The 23,849-nt window shown below is 64.2% G+C and carries 20 protein-coding genes and 1 tRNA gene; 6 read left to right on the forward strand and 15 right to left on the reverse strand.

Annotated features, from left to right (window positions below; all coding sequences use genetic code 11):
- The first annotated feature begins 33 nt into the window (after window positions 1-33).
- The 4 genes from ACNHGR_RS09200 to ACNHGR_RS09215 all read left to right on the forward strand — a co-directional run bounded on the left by ACNHGR_RS09200 (window position 34) and on the right by ACNHGR_RS09215 (window position 4,186).
- Window positions 34-1,053, forward strand: coding sequence for a hypothetical protein (locus tag ACNHGR_RS09200; RefSeq protein ID WP_475285583.1), 1,020 nt, complete (start codon window positions 34-36; stop codon window positions 1,051-1,053).
- Between the two features lie 57 nt (window positions 1,054-1,110).
- Window positions 1,111-2,025 (forward strand): sulfite exporter TauE/SafE family protein, encoded by a 915-nt coding sequence (locus tag ACNHGR_RS09205; RefSeq protein ID WP_475285585.1) that lies wholly within the window; start codon window positions 1,111-1,113, stop codon window positions 2,023-2,025.
- Window positions 2,025-2,780 carry a TIGR02186 family protein gene (locus ACNHGR_RS09210; RefSeq protein WP_475285586.1) on the forward strand — a complete coding sequence of 252 codons (756 nt, stop codon included), beginning with the start codon at window positions 2,025-2,027 and terminating at the stop codon, window positions 2,778-2,780. The genes ACNHGR_RS09205 and ACNHGR_RS09210 overlap by 1 nt, the downstream gene beginning before the upstream one ends.
- An 83-nt stretch (window positions 2,781-2,863) precedes the next feature.
- Window positions 2,864-4,186: a DUF3422 domain-containing protein gene (locus tag ACNHGR_RS09215; RefSeq protein WP_475285587.1), complete on the forward strand. Its 1,323-nt coding sequence runs from the start codon at window positions 2,864-2,866 to the stop codon at window positions 4,184-4,186.
- 196 nt (window positions 4,187-4,382) lie between these two features.
- Here ACNHGR_RS09215 and ACNHGR_RS09220 read toward each other — a convergent pair whose 3' ends face one another.
- The 15 genes from ACNHGR_RS09220 to ACNHGR_RS09290 form a co-directional block, all read right to left on the reverse strand.
- Window positions 4,383-7,709 carry a glycosyl hydrolase gene (locus tag ACNHGR_RS09220; RefSeq protein WP_475285589.1) on the reverse strand — a complete coding sequence of 1,109 codons (3,327 nt, stop codon included), beginning with the start codon at window positions 7,707-7,709 and terminating at the stop codon, window positions 4,383-4,385.
- A 19-nt stretch (window positions 7,710-7,728) separates the two neighbouring features.
- Window positions 7,729-8,169: a hypothetical protein gene (locus tag ACNHGR_RS09225; RefSeq protein WP_475285591.1), complete on the reverse strand. Its 441-nt coding sequence runs from the start codon at window positions 8,167-8,169 to the stop codon at window positions 7,729-7,731.
- Entirely contained in the window at window positions 8,166-9,074 is a 909-nt protein-coding gene (locus tag ACNHGR_RS09230) for an alpha/beta hydrolase (protein WP_475285592.1), read from the reverse strand. Before ACNHGR_RS09230 ends, ACNHGR_RS09225 begins: the two co-directional genes overlap by 4 nt.
- A gap of 13 nt (window positions 9,075-9,087) precedes the next feature.
- A complete protein-coding gene (locus ACNHGR_RS09235) occupies window positions 9,088-10,392 on the reverse strand; it encodes a family 1 glycosylhydrolase (RefSeq protein WP_475285593.1) in 1,305 nt (434 codons plus the stop codon).
- 26 nt (window positions 10,393-10,418) lie between these two features.
- Window positions 10,419-11,267 (reverse strand): alpha/beta hydrolase, encoded by an 849-nt coding sequence (locus tag ACNHGR_RS09240; protein WP_475285595.1) that lies wholly within the window; start codon window positions 11,265-11,267, stop codon window positions 10,419-10,421.
- Entirely contained in the window at window positions 11,258-12,253 is a 996-nt protein-coding gene (locus tag ACNHGR_RS09245) for an MBL fold metallo-hydrolase (protein ID WP_475285597.1), read from the reverse strand. Before ACNHGR_RS09245 ends, ACNHGR_RS09240 begins: the two co-directional genes overlap by 10 nt.
- 79 nt (window positions 12,254-12,332) lie before the next feature.
- Window positions 12,333-14,651 carry a TonB-dependent receptor gene (locus ACNHGR_RS09250; RefSeq protein WP_475285599.1) on the reverse strand — a complete coding sequence of 773 codons (2,319 nt, stop codon included), beginning with the start codon at window positions 14,649-14,651 and terminating at the stop codon, window positions 12,333-12,335.
- Between the two features lie 38 nt (window positions 14,652-14,689).
- Window positions 14,690-15,520 carry a fumarylacetoacetate hydrolase family protein gene (locus tag ACNHGR_RS09255; RefSeq protein WP_475285600.1) on the reverse strand — a complete coding sequence of 277 codons (831 nt, stop codon included), beginning with the start codon at window positions 15,518-15,520 and terminating at the stop codon, window positions 14,690-14,692.
- Window positions 15,520-16,428, reverse strand: coding sequence for a VOC family protein (locus ACNHGR_RS09260; protein ID WP_475285602.1), 909 nt, complete (start codon window positions 16,426-16,428; stop codon window positions 15,520-15,522). The genes ACNHGR_RS09255 and ACNHGR_RS09260 overlap by 1 nt, the downstream gene beginning before the upstream one ends.
- On the reverse strand, window positions 16,425-16,853 hold the full coding sequence (locus ACNHGR_RS09265; protein ID WP_475285604.1) for a GlcG/HbpS family heme-binding protein: 429 nt from the start codon (window positions 16,851-16,853) through the stop codon (window positions 16,425-16,427). Before ACNHGR_RS09265 ends, ACNHGR_RS09260 begins: the two co-directional genes overlap by 4 nt.
- Window positions 16,850-18,349: a bifunctional 3-(3-hydroxy-phenyl)propionate/3-hydroxycinnamic acid hydroxylase gene (locus ACNHGR_RS09270; protein WP_475285606.1), complete on the reverse strand. Its 1,500-nt coding sequence runs from the start codon at window positions 18,347-18,349 to the stop codon at window positions 16,850-16,852. The genes ACNHGR_RS09265 and ACNHGR_RS09270 overlap by 4 nt, the downstream gene beginning before the upstream one ends.
- Before the next feature lie 16 nt (window positions 18,350-18,365).
- The gene (locus ACNHGR_RS09275) at window positions 18,366-19,592 is read right to left on the reverse strand and encodes an amidohydrolase family protein (protein ID WP_475285608.1); all 1,227 of its coding nucleotides are present in this window, start codon (window positions 19,590-19,592) and stop codon (window positions 18,366-18,368) included.
- A gap of 79 nt (window positions 19,593-19,671) precedes the next feature.
- Window positions 19,672-20,571, reverse strand: a complete 900-nt coding sequence (locus ACNHGR_RS09280) for a LysR family transcriptional regulator (protein ID WP_184266614.1) — start codon at window positions 20,569-20,571, stop codon at window positions 19,672-19,674.
- A gap of 174 nt (window positions 20,572-20,745) precedes the next feature.
- Window positions 20,746-22,479 (reverse strand): acyl-CoA dehydrogenase C-terminal domain-containing protein, encoded by a 1,734-nt coding sequence (locus tag ACNHGR_RS09285; RefSeq protein ID WP_475285611.1) that lies wholly within the window; start codon window positions 22,477-22,479, stop codon window positions 20,746-20,748.
- A gap of 213 nt (window positions 22,480-22,692) precedes the next feature.
- Window positions 22,693-22,767, reverse strand: a tRNA-Gln gene (locus ACNHGR_RS09290).
- A 128-nt stretch (window positions 22,768-22,895) separates the two neighbouring features.
- Here ACNHGR_RS09290 and ACNHGR_RS09295 point away from each other — a divergent pair.
- Window positions 22,896-23,405 carry a MarR family transcriptional regulator gene (locus tag ACNHGR_RS09295; RefSeq protein ID WP_184271920.1) on the forward strand — a complete coding sequence of 170 codons (510 nt, stop codon included), beginning with the start codon at window positions 22,896-22,898 and terminating at the stop codon, window positions 23,403-23,405.
- A 73-nt stretch (window positions 23,406-23,478) separates the two neighbouring features.
- Window positions 23,479-23,793: a hypothetical protein gene (locus ACNHGR_RS09300; RefSeq protein WP_184266620.1), complete on the forward strand. Its 315-nt coding sequence runs from the start codon at window positions 23,479-23,481 to the stop codon at window positions 23,791-23,793.
- The last annotated feature ends 56 nt before the right edge of the window (window positions 23,794-23,849 follow it).

Genomic DNA, 23,849 nt, shown 5'->3' on the forward strand with positions numbered 1-23,849 from the left:
TTGCGCTTCTTCGCCATATTGTTGGCAAGCTGGGTGATTTTCCGCCTGTTCGGTCCCGGCATCATGGTGCCGACACAATTGCCTCTGTCATCCACTGCCATCGCCTCGCCATCATCGCCCCTCCCCACCTTGGCTCCGTCCACCATTCTGGCAGCCAGCGCCATGGCAAGCTTGCACCCCGACGCTCCATTTGGATTTACAGCGCAAAAGGATAATCATTCAAGCAATACGCCTAGACGAGCCATCATGCCGACACCTGGCCGCAAAGAAGACATGCCAGTCGACCTTATAAACTTCATCGTCGTCACAACCGGCTTCGCCAATCGCCATTATGCCAGCGATCCGGGTTATATTAGCGGTCTCCACAGACCAACTGCCAGTCCGGCACCGCGGCTGACGACAGAGGCAACCGCCGATCGATGGCGCGCTGGCGCGTGGTTGCTGTGGCGCGATGGCGGATCGGGAGGCAACAAGGCAGTACCGGCTGGCCAACTCGGCAGATCGCAGGCGGGCGTGCGGCTGGAATACAACATCGCGCCTCATGCGACGCCCCGGATGACAGCCTATGGCAGACTGACCAGCGCATTACAGCGCCCGGCGGCGCCGGAAGCCGCGGTCGGCCTGTCCATCCAGCCAGTCCGCGCCATTCCCATCACGCTCGCAGCGGAGCAACGTATCGCCCTTGGCACCGGCGGACGCGACGCCAATGCGGTTATCGCGGTAAGCGGCTTTGGCCCGAAGCCAATCGCCCCGACGATCACGGCGGAGGCCTACGTCCAGACCGGCATCGTCGGTTTTCGACAGCGGGACGCCTTCATCGACGGCAAATTCTCCCTGACGACACCTCTGGCCGGAACGCCATTACGCCTTGGCGCAGCCTTGTCCGGCGGTGCGCAACCGGGCCTCAGCCGCCTCGATATCGGACCGGAATTACAGGTTCGACTACCCCTGCCCCAAAGCGATGCACGCCTGTCTATCGAATGGCGGGAACGCATTGCCGGTCAGGCCCGGCCGGGATCGGGTCTTGCTATCACCCTGGCCGCGGATTTTTAATCCAATTGCCCCATCACGACTTTATATCGTCGTGAGTTAGCGGTAACCGGAATCGGCATGGATCTTTACCTGCCCATAGCTAATCTGTCGGTCAACGCGCTTGTCATTATCGGCCTTGGCGGCGTCGTCGGCTTGTTGTCCGGCATGTTCGGCGTGGGCGGCGGCTTTCTTACCACACCGTTGCTTATCTTTTACGGCATTCCCCCGACCGTCGCTGCGGCCTCCGCAGCGTCGCAAGTCACCGGCGCCAGCGTGTCGGGTGTGGTCACCCACATGTCGCGCGGCACCGTGGATTTCCGCATGGGCGGCGTCCTGATTGTTGGTGGCGTGATCGGCGCGGGCATGGGCGTCTTCATCTTCCGCCTGCTGCAATATCTGGGGCAGATCGATACCGTCATTGGCATCCTCTATGTGCTGATGCTCGGCGGCATCGGTGGATTGATGGCCAAGGAATCGATCCAGGCGCTGATCGCGCTGAAAACGGGCAAGCGCGCCCCGGCCCGCAAGCGCCGGCACCATCCTCTCGTCGCCGCATTACCGATGCGCTGGCGCTTCTATCGGTCCGGCCTCTACATCTCGCCGCTGGCGCCGCTTCTGCTGGGCATGGCGACCGGTATCCTAACGATGCTGCTGGGCGTCGGCGGCGGCTTCATCCTGGTGCCGGCCATGCTCTATCTGCTGGGCATGGCGACGCAAGCCGTTGTCGGCACATCGCTGTTCCAGATATTGTTCGTCACCATGGCGACGACCATGATGCACGCCATGACAACCAAGGCGGTGGATCTGGTCTTGGCGCTGCTGCTGCTGATCGGCAGTGTCGTGGGCGCGCAGGTCGGCACCCGCATATCCATGTCGATCCGCCCGGAATATCTGCGCATTTTGCTCGCCGCGATTGTGCTGCTCGTCGCCGGGCGCATGGCTTTGGGTCTGGGCTGGCGCCCGGACGAAATCTACACGATCGAGGTCGGCTGATGCGCCGTCACCTCGCCCTGCTGCCCCTCACCTTACTGCTGTGCGGCGCGGACGAACCGCAATTGGTGCCCGACGTGTCGCAGCGCGACGTGGAAATCCAGTATAGTTTCACCGGCGCGGACTTGCTGCTGTTCGGCGCAATCGTCTATCCCGACGGGCGCCAGCCCGACAAGCCCGCCGATATCGTCGTGGTGCTGAAGGGGCCGGAACAGTCGATCACCATGCGCGAAAAGCAGAAGGTCGCGGGCATATGGGTCAATGCCGACACAGCCCGCTTCCGTTCCGCCCCCAGCTTCTACGCCATGGCATCCTCCCGGCCGATCGACCGGATCGTCGATGAACGCACCGCCGCCATCTACGAACTGGGGGTCGACAAGCTGCAACTTTCGCCATCGTCGCTGAACGAGAGTGGTGAACTATCCCGCTTTCAGGAAGGACTAGTCGACCTGCGCGCCCGGTCCGGCCTGTTCGTGGAGCGCCCCGGCACGGTCGAAATCACCGACGGCGTTCTTTATCGCGCCCGTCTGCCGCTGTCGGCACGGGTCATCGTGGGTAACTATACCGCCGAAACATTCCTGGTGCAGGATGGCCGCGTCGTCGCCGCCGCCGTGCGTGACATCACCGTGCGCAAGTCCGGCTTCGAACAGTTCATGGCTACTGCCGCCGAACATTGGTCTTTCGTCTATGGGCTGGTGGCGATCGCCATGGCTGTCGGCATGGGATGGGCAGCCGGCGCCATCGCCCGCCGCATCTGATGCCTCATTCTTTGGACCGGGCCAATTGCAGCACGGCCAGGGCCCATTAGCATAGCGGAAAGAGATCGGGGGATCGAACCAGAATGGATGCAGGCACGCAAACGGGCGACGGGCCCTTTCAAAATCTGACGCAGCGTAGCCACATCCTGCGCGCTTCGCTTTCGCGCGAAATGCACATTCGCAAGATGCCCCGCATGGACACGCCGGCCCGCGCCGTGCAGTTCATGATGATCGTCACCGAACAGCAGGCCCGTGACAGCATCGCCGCGCTCCACGATCTGCTGCCGTCGGATGGCCCCGCCCCCGATAGCGCAGACCGCTTTTTTGCCTGCCGCGTCGGCGCGCTGGGCTTTTCCTGGGAACGGCATAGCGAATTCATCACCTACAGTTTCATCGCGGATGGCTATGGCGAACCGTTCGATCTGTCCCCTTTCACGCCGGTAGCCCATTGGATCGATCGCCTGCCCGGTGAGATTATCCGATCGACCCAGATTGCCCTGACACAGCAGGAGCCGACAAATATGACGGTCGCGACCTGTTTCATGGCGGATGACCTGACCATTTCCGATGTAGCGCAAGGGCGCGCGCGGGTCTGGGCCGATTTCCGCCTGCATGACAATGGCTTTGGCCGGCTGCTCGTCCACGACCGGGGGCTGGAAGGAGCGGAAGCCTCCCTGCTGGTCCAACGCCTTCAGGAACTGGGCAATTATCGAAAGATCGCGCTGCTGGGCCTGCCCGAAGCGCAGCAGGCGACGCCCATTCTTGCCGCGTTGGAACAGCGGCTGACCGACGTGACCACAAGCGTCGCAGAGCCGCAGGCGGACGCTGACGCCGTACTGGAAACCCTGTCCTCGCTCAGCGCCGAACTGGCGCAGATCGTTGCGCGCACCCGCTATCGCATGAGCGCGACCCATGCCTATGCCGAACTGTGCTTCGACCGCATCCGCCGGCTGGAAGTGGCGCAGGTTCGCGGTTATCGCTCGCTTGACGATTTCACCGAGCGCCGGCTGCTGCCCGCCATGCGCACCTGCGACGCGTTCGGGCGACGGCTGGAGGATCTGTCACAGCGTATCGCCTGGACAAGCGCCATGCTCCGCACCCGTGTCGATACCGCACTGGCCCGGCGCAACCGCGACCTGCTTGCGTCCATGGATCGTCGAACCGGACTGCAACTACGCCTGCAACATACGGTCGAAGGCCTGTCGGTCGTGGCCATCAGCTATTATGCGCTGGGCCTTTGGCATCATATCAAGGAAGCGATCGAGCATCAGGGTGCACATCTGCCCGGCTGGATCGATCTGGCGCTGATCCCGGCGATCATCGGCGCGGTGTTCCTGGGACTGCGCCAGATCAAGAAGGTCAAGCGCCCGTCGTCCCTGCGGAACGGTGAGGCGGCAGACCATTAACCGACTTGGACAATTTGGGCGATAAAGTGAAAAAAGCACCGCAAAATGCGTGCAAAATTGTCACCTTATGTCACTTTTGCCGTGATCGCGCAGGCCATGCCGCAGCCTGCTCTTTTGCCGACGATCAAAAGAGCCGACACGTAGAATAGTGAAGAGCGTCCCTGTAGGACAGACAATAGTCTGCCCTGTCCAAGGCTTATTCGGCGAGCAGTTGCACCGGCCCGATCAGGCCAGACGGGCGTAGCGGCGCGTCGGGCTTGTAGGTCGGGGCGGCGGTGAAGGTGATTTTCTGCGCGCCGGGCTGCTGGTCGCCGATCAAGCGATTGACCCAGAGGTTGGCGACCTTGATCTCCAGCGCGTTGTTACCGGACTTCACCAGCTTACCGATGTCGAGGCGGTAGGGTGCGAACCATGTCATGCCGGCGGACTGGCCGTTGATGCGCACCTCCGCCACGTCACCGATCCTGCCGAGATCGATCCAGAGCGGCGCGCCGGGCCTTACGCCTTTGGGCAGGTTGAAGCGGCTGATGTAGGTCGCTTCGCCGGAGAAATAGCGGACACCGGCATCGGTGTTGCTTTCCAATGGCGTCAGTGTCGGCATCGTGAGCTGCGCCGGGGCGCCGCGTCCGGGCTGGAAGCGGACGGTCCAGGGATTAGCAAGCGTGGCGACCGGGCGGATTGCCTTCGCGGCGACCGTAGCGGCGGGCGCCATCGCGGGCGTGCGAAACAGGATGAAGAAGGCGTCCTCCGCCCCGACATCGAGCGGGATCACCGTCTCGCCGCCTTCGGTGCGGTAGGAGACGGGAGCCGCCGAGCCGTCGATCGCGCGCCACAGTTCGGGCTGCTTGCCGGTCACGCGGAAGCGCGCCTCGATCCGGCCCGCCTTGTCGGTGCGATTGTTGACGAAATAGAGGTCGCCGTCGGCCAGCTTGCGATGAAGGAAGCGATAGTCCGCATCCGCCGCGCCATTGGTGATGCGGAAGTCCGGGCCGACGCCTGCGCTGGCGAGGGCGGTTTCGACGTCTTGGCCGGCAATGATCCTGCCCTTGCCCACCGGGCCGCCGCTCCAGAGACGGTCGGCCAGCGCCTTGAAGGCGGCGGCGTCATCCTGAAGGCCGGGCGCGCGCTGGGGCGCTGTGCCGATGACGGTCGCGCCGGCCTCCACCAGCGCAGCGATGCGTTGCAGGCTCGCCAGCGTCATCACCCGGCTCGACCCGCCGAGATAGAGGGCGCGGTAGCGCGCTTTGCCGGCGACCAGTTCGCCGTTTTCGACGCTCATGCGGTTGGCAAGGATGTCGGCATTGACGAAGTCATAGGCATAGCGGGTCGGCAGGTCGGCCAGCACGCCATGTTCGAACATCGACGTGATCGGCGCGTCCTCGCCGTAGAAATAGGCGAGGTCGGCATGATCGCGGCCCTGCTGGAGCAAATAGCCGGTGCGGGACATGTAATCGACCCAGGGCTTCGCCATATTCGCCCAGCTTTCATGCCGATTGAAATATTGGCCGAAGATCATGAGGCTGAGGCCCGGCAGCTTGTCATCCACCGGCTGATGGACCGAGGTGTGAACGATCGGGCGGTTGACGCCCGATACGAATTCCAGATCGATGACCCGCTTCAAGTCCGACGGCGCAAAGGCCCACGGCGCGAAGGCAGAGGTCATGCTTTCCGCGGAGACTATATTCTGGCCGTAGATATGGGCGACCGACGCCGCGCCCTTCATGTCGCCGATCAGGGTCGGGCGCGGCGCGGCGTCGCGGTTGAAGGTCCACATCGCGGCCATCGGCACGTCGGCATGGGCGCGCATGGCGAGATCGTCGCCCAGCACCGGGCGGCCATTTTCCAGCGCCTCGCCATAGACGCTCATGCCATTTTCATGCGCGACCTTCGCCACCGTGCCATAATGGGCGTCGGCCAGCAGATCGGCCAGCGTCTGACGATAGTCATGGAGGAAAGCATCGCTGCGTGAGGACGACCCCACCACCGCGCCGGTCAGCGTGGGCAGGAACGGTACGGGATCATAGCCGCGCCGCGCCCTGAACTCGTCCACCATGCGCGGGGTCCAGTTGGATGCGCCGACCTCTATACTGTCGGTCAGCAGGGCGCGGATGCCCTTCTGGCCGATCCAGTCCGCGCCCACCGTGTCGCGATACATGCCGAGATAGGTTTCGAGATAGCGGCGGACGGCGGCAGCATCATATTTGTCGACTTCAAGGCCCGTGGCTTCGGGCGTGGCGGGATGGTTGGTCTTGCCGGTGAGCGACCAGCCCATGCGGACGATGCGCCAGTCGCTGCCCTTTGGCGCGGTCCAGTCCAGCGTGCCGTCGGCGCGTAGCCGATCGGTGAGGTCGACAACCTTGGCCGGATCGATCGCCGAAGCGGAGGACGCGACACCGTCGCTCAGCCGGTTATAGTCGGGAACGATCGCATAGCCGGCCTTGGCTTCATATTGATCGATCTTCGCCTCCGCCGAGAGGCGCAGGTCGCCGATGCCCAATGTCGGGCTGTTTGGGCGGGCGAAGACGTCCATCATGACCGCGCCGGGCGCTCCGTCACCCAGTCCGGGCGACTTGGGCGCATCGTTCGGCGACAGGACAAGGCGAAATCGCCGCGCGATGACTGGCGCGAAGCCGATCGTGGCGGACACTTCGGTCAGGGTGAAGCGGCCGACTGGTTGCCAGCCCTGTGCCGTCTCCGCCTCCAGCGTCGGACGATAGGCCGGATCGCCGAAGGGCGGGCGGGCATGGGGCACGAACAGGCTGGCGGAGCGGATGGTGACGGGCTTGCCATAGTCGAGGGTCAGCGCACCGGGGTTGGCAGCATCGCCCTTGGCCACTTGCGCCACGGTTTCCAGATCATTGTCGATCAGCGGCGCGGCAGCGAGCGTGCTGCCATCGGCCTGTGTCACGCGCGGCTGCGGCAAGGGGGGCGCGACGACCGGATAGGCGAGGACGCGGGCATCCGCATAATAGCTGGGCAGCGCACCACTTTCAGCGCCGCCGGCCAGCGGATCACTGAACTTCGCGCTCTGAAACGGCCCGGTGACGGTGGGCGGCGCAGGCAGCGCGCCCTTGAGCCGCTGGCCGCCGCGCAGGTCGGTTTCGCTCCAGACCAGCTTCTTCATCGCATCCTGCGGCTTGACCCACGGGCCACCCGTCTCGCTCCAGCCCGGCGAAGCGGCAATGGCGAATTCCAGTCCCTTGGCGTCGGCGGTCTGGACGGCGTGGCGGAAGGCGTCCTTCCAGCCATCGGTCATGTAGATCAGCCGTTCCTTGACGATCTGCGGCGTCATCAGGCTGGCGTCGAAATTCTGGACGCCGCCGATGCCCATGCGCGCCATCCAGTCGAGATCCTTGTCGATCCCGTCCTTGGTGACATTGCCGTTCATCCAGTGCCACCAGACGCGTGGGCGCGCCGACTGGGGCGGGTTCGCGAAGCCGTCGGCCAGTTCATCGGCCAGCGCGGGCGCGGTTAGGAGCGTGCAGGCCAGCAGCAGGGACAGGCGAAGGGTGCGGGATGTCATCAGCGGGCGATCCTCATTTTCAAATATATCGGGCGCACGACAGCAGCCGTCGCAAGGCCAATGTGGCGACCAGCGCACCGAGCGCGCCGCCATAGGCAATCTTGATCGTCAGGGCGGTGCCCCAGGCGATCGTCGGAACGGCTACGCTGTCGATCGAAAAGGCGAGCACGCCGCCCAGAGCGCCCCCGGCCAGCGCAAACAGCGCCGCGCGGATCAGGATGGGGCGCAGCGCTCGTGTATTGCCCAGCCGCTTGCGGGCAATCAGCGCCGGGACCAGCGCGCTCATCAGGGCGACGGCGATGCTTTGGGGTATGAAGTCCAGCGCCAGATTGTCGGGCGCCGCCCAGTTCAGGGCGCGCGGGGTCGTTCCAAATACGCCAAGGAAGAAGGCGAGGCTCAGCACGCCATTGATGACGATGCTGATCCCCGCTTCCCGCCGGATCGAGACGAGCTGCGTCATTGGCCGGCCTTTGCGGTCAACAGGCCGCGCATCTCCATCCAGGACAGAAATTGCGGCAGCAACCCCATGGTCGTGGTGCCGGGCTTGCCCATGCCGAAGCCATGGTCGCCGCGCTCATAGGCATGGAACTCGACCGGCACATGGGCGCGCCGCCAGCTTTCGATCAGCGCATAGGAGGGATTGGGGAACAGGCTGTCGTCATTGGCGATCGCCGCGAACATCGGCGGCGCATCCGTCGGTACGTCCCGCGCGAGCATCGGACCATAGACATAACCTACGAAGGACGGACGGTCGGCCCCCTGCCCTTCCAGTGCCGCGTTGAGCGTCGTCATCGCGCCGGCAGAAAAGCCGATCATGCCGACACGCTGCGGATCGACGCCCCATTTGTCCGCCCTCGTCCGCACCAGCTTGAGCGCGGCCAAGGCGTCGAGCGTCGCGCGCGGTTCCCTGATTGACGGCGGCGCAGCGGGATCGCGGAGCGATTCCGCGATGCGCTTGCCCATATAGGCGGAGGCTTCGGCGGTATCGGCCGGGGTGGGGTTCAGCCGATATTTGAGGACGAAGGCGGCCACGCCATGATCGGCCAGCCAGCGAGCGACGTTCCAGCCCTCATGGTCCATCGCCAGCAGCATGAACGCGCCGCCCGGCGCAACCACCACCGCCGCGCCGGTGGCCTTGGCAGGATCGGGCAGGACGGGGGTGATGGTCGGCACGGTGACGTTGCGGACGGCCAGATCCTTGCCGAAGCGCACCCAGTTTTCGGTCGACGCCTTGGGCGCCTTCATAGCCGAATAAAGCGGAATGGCATCGGGTTCGGCCGGCGCCTGAGCGGGGACCGGGACGGGCATCTGTGCGGCCACTGGGACCGCGACCAGCAACAGGGCGGCAAGGGCAAGACGCTTCATGGCCGATGCTCCCTTAAAGCGTATTGCGGCGGGCGATGGCGCCATAGACGGCGGCGCTGGGCTTGGGCGTGCGGACGAAGGTGACGGGGTCGACGCTGTGCAGCCCGAATTTGGGCTTGTAGCCGAAAATCCATTCGAAATTGTCGAGCAGCGACCAGTGACAATAGCCAAGCACCGGCACGCCATCGTCCATGGCTGCCTTGAGGCCAGCAAGCGCTTCGGGGATGAATTTCGCGCGGATCGCGTCATCCTCCGTGCCAACGCCATGTTCGGACACCAGGATCGGCACGCCGGTCGCTTCATAGGCGTAGCGGACGGCACCGGCGAGCGAACCCGCCCAGACTTCGGTGCCAGACCAGTTGACCGTCGCACCCTTGGGCGCGGGCAGCCGGCCCTTGTCGCCCCAGAGGGCGCGCTCATAATTCTGCACGCCGATGAAATCGTCGCCCTTGGCGATGTCGAGCCACTGGTCGTAAAGTTCGCTGCGCATCTTGTCGCGAATGGACGCCTTGCCCACGGCCTGATCGTCCATCATCGCCAGCGAGATGCCGACCGGCAGGTCGGGACGCACCGCCTTGATCGCGGCCTTGCCCGCCTTGTGCGCGGCGGCGAGACCGGTCTGCAGCGCAGGCAGGTCGTCGAAACCGGCGACGTTGGCGCTGACGAATTTGGCAACGCCGAGGCGCTTGGCCGCGGTTTCCAAGGTGAGTTTCTGAATGTCCCAAACCTGAGGGGGCAGCATCGGCTTCAACAGCAGCAGGATATTGGGTTCGTTGAAGGTGATGACGCGATCAATCCCCTGCCCCAGCGCGCGGGTCGCCTTGTCGCAATAGCGGGCGAAGAGCGCCGCACTTTCCGGGTTGGTCCAACCGCCCTGCGCGCTGAACCAGCGCGGCGCGGTGAAATGGCTGTAGGTAACGATCGGAGTCAGGCCGCGCGACCGGCAGCCGTCGATCACCGCCTTGTAATGATCGAGCATCGCCTGGCTGAACAAGCCTTTCTCTGGCTCGATCCGCGCCCATTCGATGCCGAAGCGATAGCAGTTGAGGCCCATCGCCTTGGCGAGGTCGAGATCGGTTTCCCACAGCGCGAAGCTGTTGCAAGCGTCGCCCGACGGCTGGGTGAAGACGGTAGGTTGCTGGTTTTCCAGAAACCAGAGGTCGCTGGCGATATTATTGCCCTCGATCTGGTGCGGCGCGGTGGCCGCGCCCCACAGGAAGCCGTTGGGGAAAGCCGGGTCGGCGGCCTTGCGAGCGGCGAAGGCGGGGGCAGCCATCAAGGCGGCGCCGGTGGCCAGAAGGGTTCTGCGGTCCAGCATTTTTCCGTCTCTCCGTTTATATGTTGTCAGGTGGTGGTTTCGCGCACGAAGGCGCAAATTTCATCAGCGAGCCGCCGGTCGGCAGTCCCCAGATGCATGGCCATGCTGTAATGATTGTGGCCCGAATGGATGAAGGCGCGCGGCATGATGCCGTGACGGGCCAGCCGATCCTGCATCAGGCCCAGAAATTCGGCCTGGAAGCGGGGCGGATCGAACTCGGCACAGGCCAGGAATAGCGGCAGATCGGTGGCGGCGACCGCTTCCAGCGGCATGCGGTCGGCATAGAGCGCTCGGTCGCCATAATAGAGCGTGTCGCGCTGATCGAGCGGGGTATAGCCATAAAGGCCCGACAGCAGGATGGCGGCGCGAATGTTTTTCGATCCCGCCAGTTGCAGATAGCCGGCGACATGAACCGCCCCCGCCGACGTGCCCATCAGCACGATCCGGTCCGGATCGCCGCCATGCTCGGCAGCATGGGCCTTCAGCCAGTCGACGACCGCAGCGACATCCTCCGATCCCGCCGGCCAGACATGGTCGGGCGCGAGCCGATAGTTGATGACCATGCCCAGAAAGCCCGCCTGCGCTGCCATGCGTCCGACATTGGCGTTGGGCCAGGCGTCGTCCCCGCCCTTGTCGCCTTTCAGGAAACCGCCGCCATGAACGAAGATGAGAACCGGTGCGGATGCGTCACCCTGCGGCCGGTAGAGGTCGAGACGGTGGCGTTCATGGGGGCCGTAAGGGATATCCGCCGCCGTCACCGGCACCTGCGCCGCCAGGGTCGATTGCTCAGCGTCGAACAGTGCCCGACACTGGTTCAGCACATCCGGACCGAGATCGGTGCCCATCGCCGAGATCGCGGCGCGCATCAGCGGCATCCCAGATCGAAGCTGGAGAGATCCCGCGCCAGATCGACCGGGCCGGCATAGGCCCTGCCGATATCGGCGCGGATCGATGGTTCGGATTCGCTGAGCAGGCCCGGAATGGCATAATGGGTCAGCACCACCCTGCCCGCCTTCGCCTTGAACGCGATCTTCCCGATATCGGTCGGCAGCAGATGGTGGGTCGACAGATGCTTCTGCATGGAACCCAGCATTTCCGGCGATGCGTCGACACGGCGTTCCCGGATTTCCTTCATCAGCCGATCGAGATCGATCACCTCGCTGACCAGCATGTCGGTCCCCGATGCCAGCGCCGTCACCGCATCGCTGGGTCCGGTATCGCCTGTATAAGTGATGCTGCGGCTACCCAGTGCGAAACGGTAGCTGAGAGAGATATTGGCGGGATCGGGCTTTCCATCATGGTCGAAATGGCTGTTCGCCGCCGCCTTTACGGTCACGCCGCCGTCGAGGGTGATGCTCTGTCCGTCGCGCAGTTCCACCGCGCGGACCGACCCGGCGGGCGCCGGCGGCAGCGCGCCCAGACCGAAACCGATCCGGGCTGGCGGTCCCATGGACGCGACGATGCCGTCGACCACCTCCTTCGTACCGGGGGGGCCATAGACGGTCAGTACCCCCGGAAACTGGTTCATCCAGCGCAGGCCGATGACCGCGCCCAGACCGCCGCTATGATCGAGATGCAGATGGCTGATGAACACGGTACGGATCAGGCGCATGTCCATGCCGATCCGCGCCAGTTGGTCGATCGTGCCATCGCCGGTGTCGACCAATAGTCTCTGGTCACCGGCGATCAGGAGATTGGCGGGCTCCGACCGATCGGCAGTCGGAACCGGGCCTCCCGCCGTGCCCAATGTCACCCAACGCAAGGCCGGGCATGATCCCTGCGCCAAGGCGGCACCGGGAGAGAGAGACAGCAAGCCTGCCAACAGCAAGGTACGAAACCGGCCCGACTTATGCATTCCCATCTCTCTCCCTCACTGCGCCTATATTATTGACAGAAAAGGATGGGCAACGCTGCGCCGCCCATCCTTTTCTTCGCATTTCTCAGAACTTCATCTGTGCAGAGACACCCATCGTCCGGCGCCCTTCGCGGCTCAGCCAGTTCACATAGGCGCCCGGATCAGCAAAGGGCAGGTCGATCACTGCCGCATGGAAGCGCTGGTCCAGCAGGTTGCGCACGAACAGGCCGACGCGCCAGTTGCCATCGGGATGGCCGAGGCCCGTGTTCAGGCCGATCGTGCCGTAGCCCGGCTGATAGGAGCCCGCTTCCACGACCGCATATTGGACGCGGCTGCGATAGTAGAAGTTGGCCGACCAGTCGAACGTCAGCTTGTCATTGATCGGCAGGCGCACGTCGGCACCCGCAGTGGCGCTATATTTTGGGGCGCCGGACAGCGGTTCGCCCGCCGCCTGCACCAGCGAAGTAACCCCGTCCGCCGCCAGATAGCAGCTATAGCCCGCCTTCACGACGCCAGGACAGGCCGTGACATAATCGGTGAACTTCGTTTTCGAATAAGTGAAACCGCCGGTCAGCGTCAGTTCGGGGCTCACGCGCCAGGCCAGATCCGTCTCGAAGCCCTTGGCCGAAAAGCCGCCGGCATTTTCGGTCTGGAACTCGACGCCGTTGAACACGGACGTCTGGAGATTCTTGTACTTGTCGAAGAAGACGTTGACGTTGAAGGTCACTGCGCGATCGAAAAGCTGGGACTTCATGCCGACGGTGATGTCTCGCACCGTCTGCGGCGCGACCTCCGTCTTGGTGCCGGTCAGGCCAGTGAAGGTGACCGTTGGGCCCAGATAGCCCCGCGCCATGGTGCCGAAGAACATGATGTCCCGGTCGACCTTATATTCCGCGCCGATACGGCCGGACCAGTCGCCTTTCTTCGTGCTGGCGCTGACTTCCGCCGTCGGCGTGTAGGGCACGACGAAGCCGTTGGGGCCGATGCCCGGCGCATAATTGGGGTCGATGATCGAGAAGTAGGATGCCTTCACCCAGTCATATTGGTAGCGGAAGCCGCCGATCACGCTGAACCGGTCGGACACATGATATTTGCCGTCGAAGAAGGCAGCCAGCGAGTCCGAACGGGTCTGGGTGTTACCCTGGCCGCCGGAGATATTGACGATGAACGAATCGAACGGTACCGCCGGGCGCAACTGGGCACGGTTGAAGTCATTGTCGTCACCCACCTTGCGCCGCGAGGCATAGACGCCGGTGGTGAATTCCAGCGCGCTGCCGCTGGGCGAACTGAGGCGCAGTTCCTGCGACAGGAAGCTCTGGTCGGTGCCGGTCTGCTGCGCCGTGAAGACGGGCAGGCTGCTGGCGTCGATCGCGAAGACCTGCGGACCTTCATCCAGACGGCGCCAGGCGGTGATCGAGGTCAGGTTATAGTCGCCCAGCGACTTGTTGATTTCAAGCGAGGCGCCGTAATTCTGCTCGGTCGAATAGCCGGCATATTCCTCCACCGACTTGTCATTGTCGAAGCCGGGCACGACGCCAAGCGCCGCGACATTGCCAAAGCGCGCCGCCATCAGCGGATTGGAGAAGCTGGGCAGGCTGGCCAGCGTCCAGAGCTGGCCCGGCCCCTTGCGCTTGATCTTCGAATAATCGCCGATCAGATAGATGCTGAGGTCATCGCTCGGCTCGAACAGATATTTTGCGCGCGCGCCATAGCTTTCCTCGCCACCCCATTTTTCGTCGCGCACGACATTCTTCAGGAAGCCGTCATTGCGGCGGTAGAAGCCGAACACGGCCAGCGCCGAATTCTGGCTGACCGGCACGTTGACGCTGCCGTTGACATTCCATTCGTTGAGTTCGCCGTAGCTGGCGAAAGCCTTGCCGCCGAACTTGCCGATCTCCGGCTTCTTGGTGGTGATGTTGACCACGCCCGACGATGCGTTCTTGCCGAACTGTGTGCCTTGCGGTCCCTTCAGCACCTCGACCCGTTCCAGATCGCCCAGGCTGTTGATGGGATTGCCGAACGGAATGACGACATTGTCGACCACCGTGCCGACATTCTGTTCGGACGAGCTGGAGAAGCCGCCGGCACTCCCCACGCCACGCAGGCGGAAGCCGCTGTCGTTGGGCGAACTGCCGAATTGCACGCCGGAAAACTGATACTGGATGTCGGTCAGCTTCTGGAAGCCGCCCTCGGCCAGTTGCTCGCCACTGATGGCCGAGACGGCGATCGGCACATCCTGCAAGCGTTCGGCGCGGCGGGTGGCCGTGACGATGATGTCGGCGCCACCGCCCGATGCAGGGGCATCGGCCGCCGACTGCGGTGCGGCGTCCTGGGCCATGGCGGGCGCAGCGAGCGCGATGACGCTCGCGCTCGCCAGTGCAGCGATCGAAATGAAGTTACGCATGATTACTCCTCCCCTTCTTATGATTGGGTCGATTGGGCTTATTGTTCGTCGATGATGCGGTTGGTGAGTGTGCCGACTGTGCCGATGCTGATTTCGACCTTGTCGCCGGCCTTCATATAGAGCGGCGGGGTGCGCTTATCGCCAACGCCGCCAGGCGTGCCGGTGGCAATGACGTCTCCGGGGCTGAGCGGGGTAAAGGCCGTCACATATTCGATCACGGTCGGGATATCCCAGATCATGTCGCCGACCGGCTGGTCCTGAAGCAGTTCGCCGTTGAGGCGGGTCTGCACGCGCAGGGCGTTCAGATCGTCAATTTCGTCCGGCGTCACCAGTGCGGGGCCGAAGCCGCCGGTGCCGGGGAAAGTCTTGCCCGGCGTGAACTGGATATTGTGCCGCTGCCAGTCGCGCGCGCTGCCGTCGTTGAAGGCAGCATAGCCGGCGACATAGTTCCAGGCGTCGGCTGCCGCGACCTTGTGCGCGGGCTTGCCGATGACGATCGCCAGTTCGCCTTCATAGTCGAACCGTTCGGTCACGGCCGGCTTCACCATCGGCTGGCCATCGGCGACCAGGCTGTCGGCATAGCGTACGAAGATTGCCGGATGCGCCTTCTGCTCGCGGCCGGTTTCCTTCACATGTTCGGCATAGTTGAGGCCGACGCACAGGATCTTGGCGGGATCGGGGATGACCGGCAGCAGGATGACGTCCGCCTTTGCAAAAGCTGCGCCGTCGGCCAGGCTGGCGAGGCTGCCATCGGCCAGCGCCGCCTTCAGGCTGGTCGTCGCGTCGGTCGCCAGTTCGATGATGGTTTCGCCATCCAGACGGCCGAAGCTGGGGGTGCCGTCGGGGCGGCGGAAGCTGACATAACGCATTAGTGATTTTCCTCTGTCAGAACATCGAGGGGCTGGGCGTCCCAGTCGCGGCGATGGCGGAACTTCTCTTCGGCGGCGCGCAGGCCACCGAAATCCTTGTCGGACATGCCCCACTGGTCGATCCGGTTTTCAGGCCAGGTCCAGTCGTCGGGGGCGCCGGCCTGATAATCGTCGGGCACCTTGTTCACGGCGGTCGAAAATTCGATCACGGGACCAAAGGGCGCGATGAAATAGGCGAAGACATTGGCGCCGGGACCATGGCGGCCCGGCCCCCAGGCCGGCGCCATATCCTGATCCCGCAGGCGGCCGATGCCGCGCATCACCGCGTCCAGATCCTCCATTTCGAAGGCGATATGGTTGAGGCTGGCGAAACCGGCGCGGGCGAAGGCCGTGCTGTGGTGCGAGTCGTTGCAACGCACGAAGACCATGCCCTTGGTCCGGTCCGAGACGCGGAAGCCCAGCGCATCCTCAACCAGATGGCCGGTCGCTTCGGCGTCCGCGCTGTTGAAGACGACATGGGTGAGCTTGACCGGCAGGTCCGCGCCTTCGATCGGGGCGACTTCGGCCGCATCGACAAGGAAGCGGAGCAGTTCGCCTTCGGCCAGTTCGACAATGATGCCATGGCCGCCGCCCAGGTCGTCGGATTTGACCGGTGCGGCCGGCAGGCCCGCCCCGGTCACGCTGCGCTTGAGCTGCTCCAGCCGGTCCGCGTTGCAGACGAAGGTGGTCGACCGGACATAGGGTTCGGGCGATTCTTCGAGGGCCACCAGATAGGGGAAGCTGCCCGATCCGCGCAGATAATGGGTGGCACCGACGACATCGGCCGGGGCCATGCCCCAGATGTCGGTCAGGAAGGCCGCTGCCTCCGCCGCGCCGGGCAGCGCCAGTTCGATGCTGCGCAATCTCATTGCTTGTCTCCATGGGAAAGGCCGGCGGCCAATATGCCGGCAACAGCGCAGGCTTCGTCGCAATCGCCGGTGTCGCCGCTGATCCCGACGGCGCCGATCACCGCACCTTCCACGTCACGGATCAGGACGCCGCCGGGCGACAGAGCGAGCCGGCCGGTGGCGGCCGCCACGCTCTGAAAGAAAACAGGGTTGGAGGCGGCACGCGCGGCGAGAACCCGCGTATCCGCTCCCATCCCCAGCGCACCCGAGGCCTTCGCCTTCGCGATGTCGAAACGGAACAGGCTGGCGCCATCCTCGCGCACGATGGCGACGGGATGCGCACCAGCATCCAGCACCACCACGGCCAGCGGCTGCGCGCTGTCGGCACGGCCCTTTGCCAGGGCAGCGTCGATGATGGTCCGCGCCTGATCGAGGGTGAGGCTCATGCGGCAATCTCCTGATGGGCGGCACCCGCGATGAGGGCATTGCGCCGGGCGATGAGGTCGGCCGCCTTGCCGGTGCCGAAGACATAATGATCGGGCCGGATCAGTACGGAGTCCGCCCTGCGGTCGGCCAGCCAGTCGGCGATCGCGCCCCCATCGGTCAGTTGCGCGAGGTCGATGACGGTTACGTCATCGCTGTCGATCGCGGTCCGGGTGAAGAGGCGCCAGCCGCCGCCGGTCACATCGTCCAGCAACAGGTCGCCGACGCGCGGCTGGATGAAGCGCTCGCCGGAGCCCGCCGTATCGGTCGCCACGATACCCGTTGCGATGGCCGGGATCAGATCAGCGGCGGTGCCATGCTGCGCGCCCTTGGCGGCTTCCCGCATTTTGGCATCGCGCTCGGCGGCCGCTTCCGGATCAAGCATGCAGATATAGCGGCCTGCGCCGACGGCGGCGGAAATGACCGCGCGGACATGGGGATCGCGTTCGGGCTGGTAGCTGTCGAGCAGCGCATCGGGCGCCTGCCCCTTCAGCACCAGATCCAGCTTCCATGCCAGATTGGCGACATCGCGCAGGCCATGGCACATGCCTTGTCCAAAAAAGGGCGGCGTCTGGTGCGCGGCATCGCCGGCCAGAAAGACGCCGCCCTGCCGCCACCGCTCGGCGATCAGACCGTGGAAGCGATAGGTGGCCGCGCGCACCACCTTGTGCGGAACCCCGGAGAGATAGGGTTCGACAAGGGCTGCGACCGCTTGCGGCTCCATCATCGCCTGGTCGTCTTCGCCCGGCAGCAACATGAATTCCCAGCGGCGATGATTGCCGCGCCCCGGCACGATGGTCGCGGGCCGCCGGGGATCGCACATCATCACCGACAGTTTCTGAAGGTCGGCGGCTTCAGGCACGCCCCACAGATCGGGGAAGCGAACCGGGCCGTCGACTTCGGCATCGACCACTAGCCAGGGTTCCTCGAAGCCGAGGTCGTCCAGCTTGATATCCAGCGCCTTGCGCACCGCGCTGCGCGCGCCGTCGCAGGCGATGACATAGCGGGCCTGCTCGCTGCGTCCGCCCGACAGGCGCAGGGTGACGCCGTCCGCGCCTTGTTCCAGCCCTTCAAATGCGACACCGAGTTGGACAGTTATATTGGGGTAATCATTCAGCGCGTCACGGAGATGATCCTCCAGTTCCGGCTGATAAAAGAAATAGTCGTTGGACCAGCTGAACGGACGCGCGCGGCCGACCGTACCCATATAGCGGATGACGCCATGGTCGGCGCCGACATGCAGATGGCCTTCGGTATCGCGCATGTCGCCCGCAACCCGGTCGATGACGCCGGCCGACTGGAACAGGCGCATCATTTCATGATCCAGATGCACCGCACGAGGCAGCGGATAGGGACGCGCCTCCTGCTCGATCACCAGGACCGAAACCCCGGATTTACCAAGTAAATTGGCCGCAAAGGCCCCCACCGGCCCGCAGCCGATGATCGCAACATCGAACATGGTAGCGTCTTTCCGGTCAGGCGGCCACGGGCTGTGCGACAGGCGATTTATGCAACCGCCCGCCCAGCATGATCATCTTGATATGATTGGCATCCTGCATGATGCGGACATCCTGTGTCGGATCACCGTCGATCAGCAGCAGATCCGCCAGATAGCCCGGCTTCACCTGTCCAACCTGCTGTCCCATAAGCTGTCCGCCTAACATGGTGGCGGCACTGAGCGCTTCGGCCGGGGTGAAACCGTAATAAGTGACGAAATGCTCCAGATCGCGGGCGTTGCGACCATGGGGATTGAAGGGGAAGCCATAGTCGCCGCCCGGCAGGATGCGCACGCCCCGCGCCTTGAGCTTTGGCACCAGCGCCTTTTCCAGTTCCAGCCTCTCGGCACCACTCGCCTTCATCGAAGACATATCGATATGCGGGGGCGGCGATGCTTCCAGCGCGGCGACCGATACGCCGGGGCCGGGCGCGTAGAAAATTGCGTCCTTCTTCGCGACCATCTCGTCGATCGCGGCATCGTCAGCAAAGGAGCAATGATAGAGGATGCGCGCGCCCGCTTCGAGCGCGAGATGGATGGCACGCCCGGTATAGGCGTGCGTCGCGATCCAGAGACCCGCTTCCTTCGCCGCCTCGCCGGCTGCCTGCATTTCCTCGTCCGTGTAGAGGATATCCTGCGACGATCCGGGCTTGAGCGCATCTTCGCCAGAAATGACCAGCTTCAGTGACTTGACCCCCTCCGCCGCGCAATAGGCGACAAAGGCGCGCATGGCTTCGGGACCACGACCGTTGAACACATCGCCCGTCTCGACGCCCTCTTCTCCTTCCGGGCTGCGCTCCAGCGTGGAAGGGACGAGGCGCGGACCGGGGGTTTCGCCGGCATCGATAGCGCGGGCCAGTTCCGGTTCGATCTGGTCGCCCAGCGCGCCAGCCGAATAGAGGCTGGTATAGCCATGGTCGAGCAGCACGCGGGCATTGCGCCAGGCGGCGACCTTCAGCTCCTCGGGCGGCAGGATGAACTGGTGATAGATTTTCTCGACCGAGCTGCCCCAGGTCAGATGGGTATGGGCGTCGACCATGCCGGGCATCAGCGTGCCGCCATTTCCGTCGATCAAGCTATCGGCCTCGACATCCGTATCGGCAGGCAGGAGGGCGGCGATGCGATCGCCCTCAATCAGGACCGCACCGGGGACGGGTGCGCTGCCCGTGCCATCGAATATCCGGACATTGCGGATAAGCTGTCGCACCTGAAATCTCTCCTGCCGTCGTTGTGAAGACATTATGGACCTGCCCGGCCGGTAAGAAAAATAATGATTTTTCGATATGTCATAGCCTGGAACTATGGATGAGCGTGTCGAACAGTTCCGCGCCCAGACGCGACAGGCGACCGCCGGTCAGTCTGCGCACGCCAATGCTGCGCGCGAATTGCGCTTCCTCGATCGTCACGGCGCGCAGCACACCGATCGACAGTTCGGCCGAGGCGACCTGCATCGGCAGGATGGTGACGCGCTGGCTGCCGCGCACCATCGCCTTGGTGGTGAGCAGCGAGTCGCAGCGGATGATGTCTTGCGGCACGGGGATGTCAGCGGCCATGAACAAGGCGTCGACCTGGCGGCGGAAGGCGCCGCGCGCTTCGGGCAAGACCCAGCGCATATGGGCCGTGTCGCGCAGCGAGAGACGCGCAGGCATATGGTCATTCTGCTTGCCCACGATCAGCGCGAAGGGATCGCGCGAGAAGGTGCGCTCCTCTATGCCTTCGGGGGGCTGTTCGATGCCGGTGGTGACGAAGGCCAGCTCGATCTCGCCACGATGGAGCATGGCGGCCAGATCATGATCGGGCCGTTCCACGACATGCAGGGCGAATCGGCCGATCCGCGCCTCCATGCGGCGTACGGCATCGGGCAACAGGCTGACCAGCGCGCCGGGGGTGCCGCCTACGCGCAGCGGTCCTGTGACACCCGCGCTGGCCAGCGACACTTCCGCCTGCACATCCGCCATCAGGCTGTCGATCGCTTCCGCGCGGCGCAGCAGCGCTTCGCCCTCAGGCGTAAGCTGGATACCGCTGCGCGAGCGCTCGAACAACGACACGCCACCCAGCGACTGTTCCAGTTGGGCGATCGCATTGGACACGGACGGCTGGGAGATATTGAGCGCGCGCGCGCCGCCGCTGATGCTGTTGGCGCGGCAGACCGCCAGGAAGGTGCGAATGGCGCGCGGGTCGATCATATTGCGGCCCCGGCGATGATGACGTTCATATGCATGCGCTGCTCCTGTACCGGAGCAAGCCTTTAGAACGCTTTTGCCCTAAGCGAAAATGGTCCGGTTTTCCGGCGCTGCTTTTTGGCTGCCGGGCGAACGACGCGGCATCGCGATGCCGCGCCCCAGTCGTGCTGCCTGCGCTTAAAATGCGTCGATCGGCAGCGCCATGATCGGGTCTGCGCCGGCAGCGATGGCGCCGGCCAGCCCCTGCGCTTGCGGCAACATGCGCAGGGCGTAGAAATCGGCGAGGATGCGCTTGTCGCGGTGCAAGGGGCTATCCTGCGTGGCAGCGACGGCCATGCGTGTCCACATCCAGCCCATCGCGACCAGCGCAAAGAGGCGCAGATAGTCCACTGCGGCCGCGCCCGCAGTGTCAACCGATGCACCCTGCAAAGACGTCGTGGCATTCCGCAGCAACTGGAGCGCAGCCTGCGTTTCCTGCGCGATTACGCTGCCACCCGCTGCTTCCAGATCGGCGGCGATCAAATTCAGGAAATCCGTCACCACCGCGCCGCCGGCCACCGACAGCTTACGCCCGACAAGGTCCATCGCCTGCACGCCGTTGGTGCCTTCGTAAATCTGGGCGATGCGGGCATCGCGGACAAATTGCTCCATGCCCCATTCGCGAATATAGCCGTGGCCGCCAAACACCTGCTGCGCCTGAACGGCGCTTTCAAAGCCGAAATCGGTGAAGGCGGCCTTCACCACCGGGGTCAGCAACGCGACCAGCGCGTCGGCTTTGGCACGCTCCGCCGCGTCGGGATGATGATGCGCCCGGTCGAGTTGCAGCGCGGTCCAGCCGCCCAGGGCCCGCCCGGCCTCGACAAAGGCGCGAATGCCAAGCAGCATCCGCCGAACATCGGCATGTTCGACGATGGCGACCGGCCCGCGCGCGCCATCACCGCTCCGACCCTGAAGCCGCTCCTTGGCATAGCCGCTTGCCTGCTGATAGGCCGCGCCGGCAATACCCAGACCCTGAATGCCGACCATCAACCGCTCCGCATTCATCATCGTGAACATGGCCGCCAGCCCGCGATGGGCCTCGCCGACCAGCCAGCCGGTCGCCTCATCATAGTTCATCACGCAGGTCGGCTGCGCATGGATGCCCATCTTCTTTTCCAGAGCCCCGACCGACATGCCGTTGCGGACCGTAAAACCGCCGTGCGAATCTGGCAGATATTTGGGGACGAGGAACAGGCTGATGCCCTTTACGCCAGCCGGCGCATCGGGCAGGCGGGCCAGAACGAGATGGACGACATTTCCGCCGAAATCATGGTCCCCCGATGAAATGAAGATTTTCTGCCCGGTCACGGCATAGCTGCCGTCATCGCATGGCATCGCCTTCGTCTTGAGCAGGGCAAGGTCGGTGCCCGCGCCACTTTCGGTCAGCGCCATGGCGCCGGTCCATTCGCCGCTGACCATGCGCGGCAGATAGATGTCCTTCAATGCGTCGCTCGCATGCGCCATGATCGCTTCGCAGGCACCACGGGTCAGCCCGGGGAAGAGGCCGAACGACAGGTTGGTGGCCGACATCATTTCGTCGAACCAGAGTTGCAGGATGAAGGGCAGCCCCTGCCCGCCATAGGTCGGATCAGCCGACAGAGACGCCCAGCCCGCCGCCACGAAATCCCGCCAGGCATCGGCAAATCCGGTCGGCGTCACGACGACGCCATCGATCAGCCGGCTGCCTTCCTCATCCCCATGGCGGTTGATCGGATGGAGGCGATCCGCACAAAGGCGCCCCGCCTCCTCCAGCACGGCGACCGCCAGATCGGCATCCACCGCCTTGTCGATATCCGCCATGGCCCCATCAAAGCCCAGCACCTGCGTCAGCAGGAAACGATAATCCTCGATCGGCGGAACATAGCTGAGCATCGGGCTTCTCCTGATTAGGATCGACGCATTATACCAAACATATGTTACAGTCAATTTGACTGACCATTGCTGTGCGATCTCGCATGTCGCGATATGGACTTCAGCCTGTCGATTTGCGTGACAGGCGTGCCCGATCCACACAGCACGCGCGGCGTGTCGAACAACCATGGTCGTTGAGCGCAACGCCAAGGCAAACGAGATGTCGGGAGATAATGGCTGGGGCGGCAGGATTCGAACCTGCGCATGGCGGCATCAAAAGCCGCTGCCTTACCGCTTGGCGACGCCCCAGCAGCGCCAGCCTGTACGCTGACGCGGGGACGCCATATAGCGCGTCATTTGCGAAAGGAAAGCCCTAGTCATGATAGTTTGATGACGCCAATATGCGCGCAGCCCCTATTGCCGGATCACAGCCCTTCATGTCGGTTTCCAACGCCTCCGCCACGCAAATCAGTCCTGCGTCCCCGCTGTTCCTGCGTGAGGACGAGATTCGGCGTGGGATCGAGATGCTCTATTTCGGCTATTCCGCGCTGACCCGCTCGATCGACGAGGGGCTGGCGGCGCAGGGGCTGGGCCGGGCGCATCACCGGGCGCTTTATTTCATTTCGCGCCAGCCGGACCTGACGGTCAAGGATCTGCTGCGGCTGTTGGCCATCACCAAACAATCGCTGGGGCGGGTGCTGAACGACCTGGTCGAGCGCGGCTATATCGAGACTCGCACCGGGGCGAGCGATCGCAGGCAGAAACTGTTGCGGCTCAGTCCGGCCGGCAAGGCGCTGGAGGCAGAGTTGTTTCGTGCGCTACGCGAGAAAATGGCGACCGCTTATGCGCAGGCAGGCCAGGGATCGGTGACGGGGTTCTGGCGCGTGTTGGAAGGGCTGATCCCCGAGGCCGACCGGTCGATGGTGTTCGGCCTGCGCAGCGGATAAACGGCACGGCTGCGAAACCTTCTGCCGCTTCCTGCGCTTAGAGAGGCTCTATTCACTGGCAAGAGGAGCCACCATGCGCAATTCCCTACTCGCCGCGGTCGCAGTGCTGACCGTCGCCGGCCTGTCCGCCTGCTCGGAAAAGGCGCAGGACAATCTGGAAAATGCCGGATCGGCGATCGGCAATGACGTGACCAATGCGGTCGACGATGCCGGCGCGAAGATCGACAACGGGCTGGACCATGCCGGCCATGCTATCGACAATGGCGCGGAGAAGATCGGCGCGGCGACCGACAATGCGGCGGCCGACGCGAAGCGCGAGGCGGGCGAGGCCAAACATGATGTCGGCACGACGCTGGAAAAGGCGGGCAATGACCTGAAGAAGGAATAAGGGCCAATTATCTGCAAGGTCGAGAAGCGTGCTTCGATGTTTCTCGACTACGCTCG

It is taken from the genome of Sphingobium sp. RS1 (assembly GCF_056156825.1).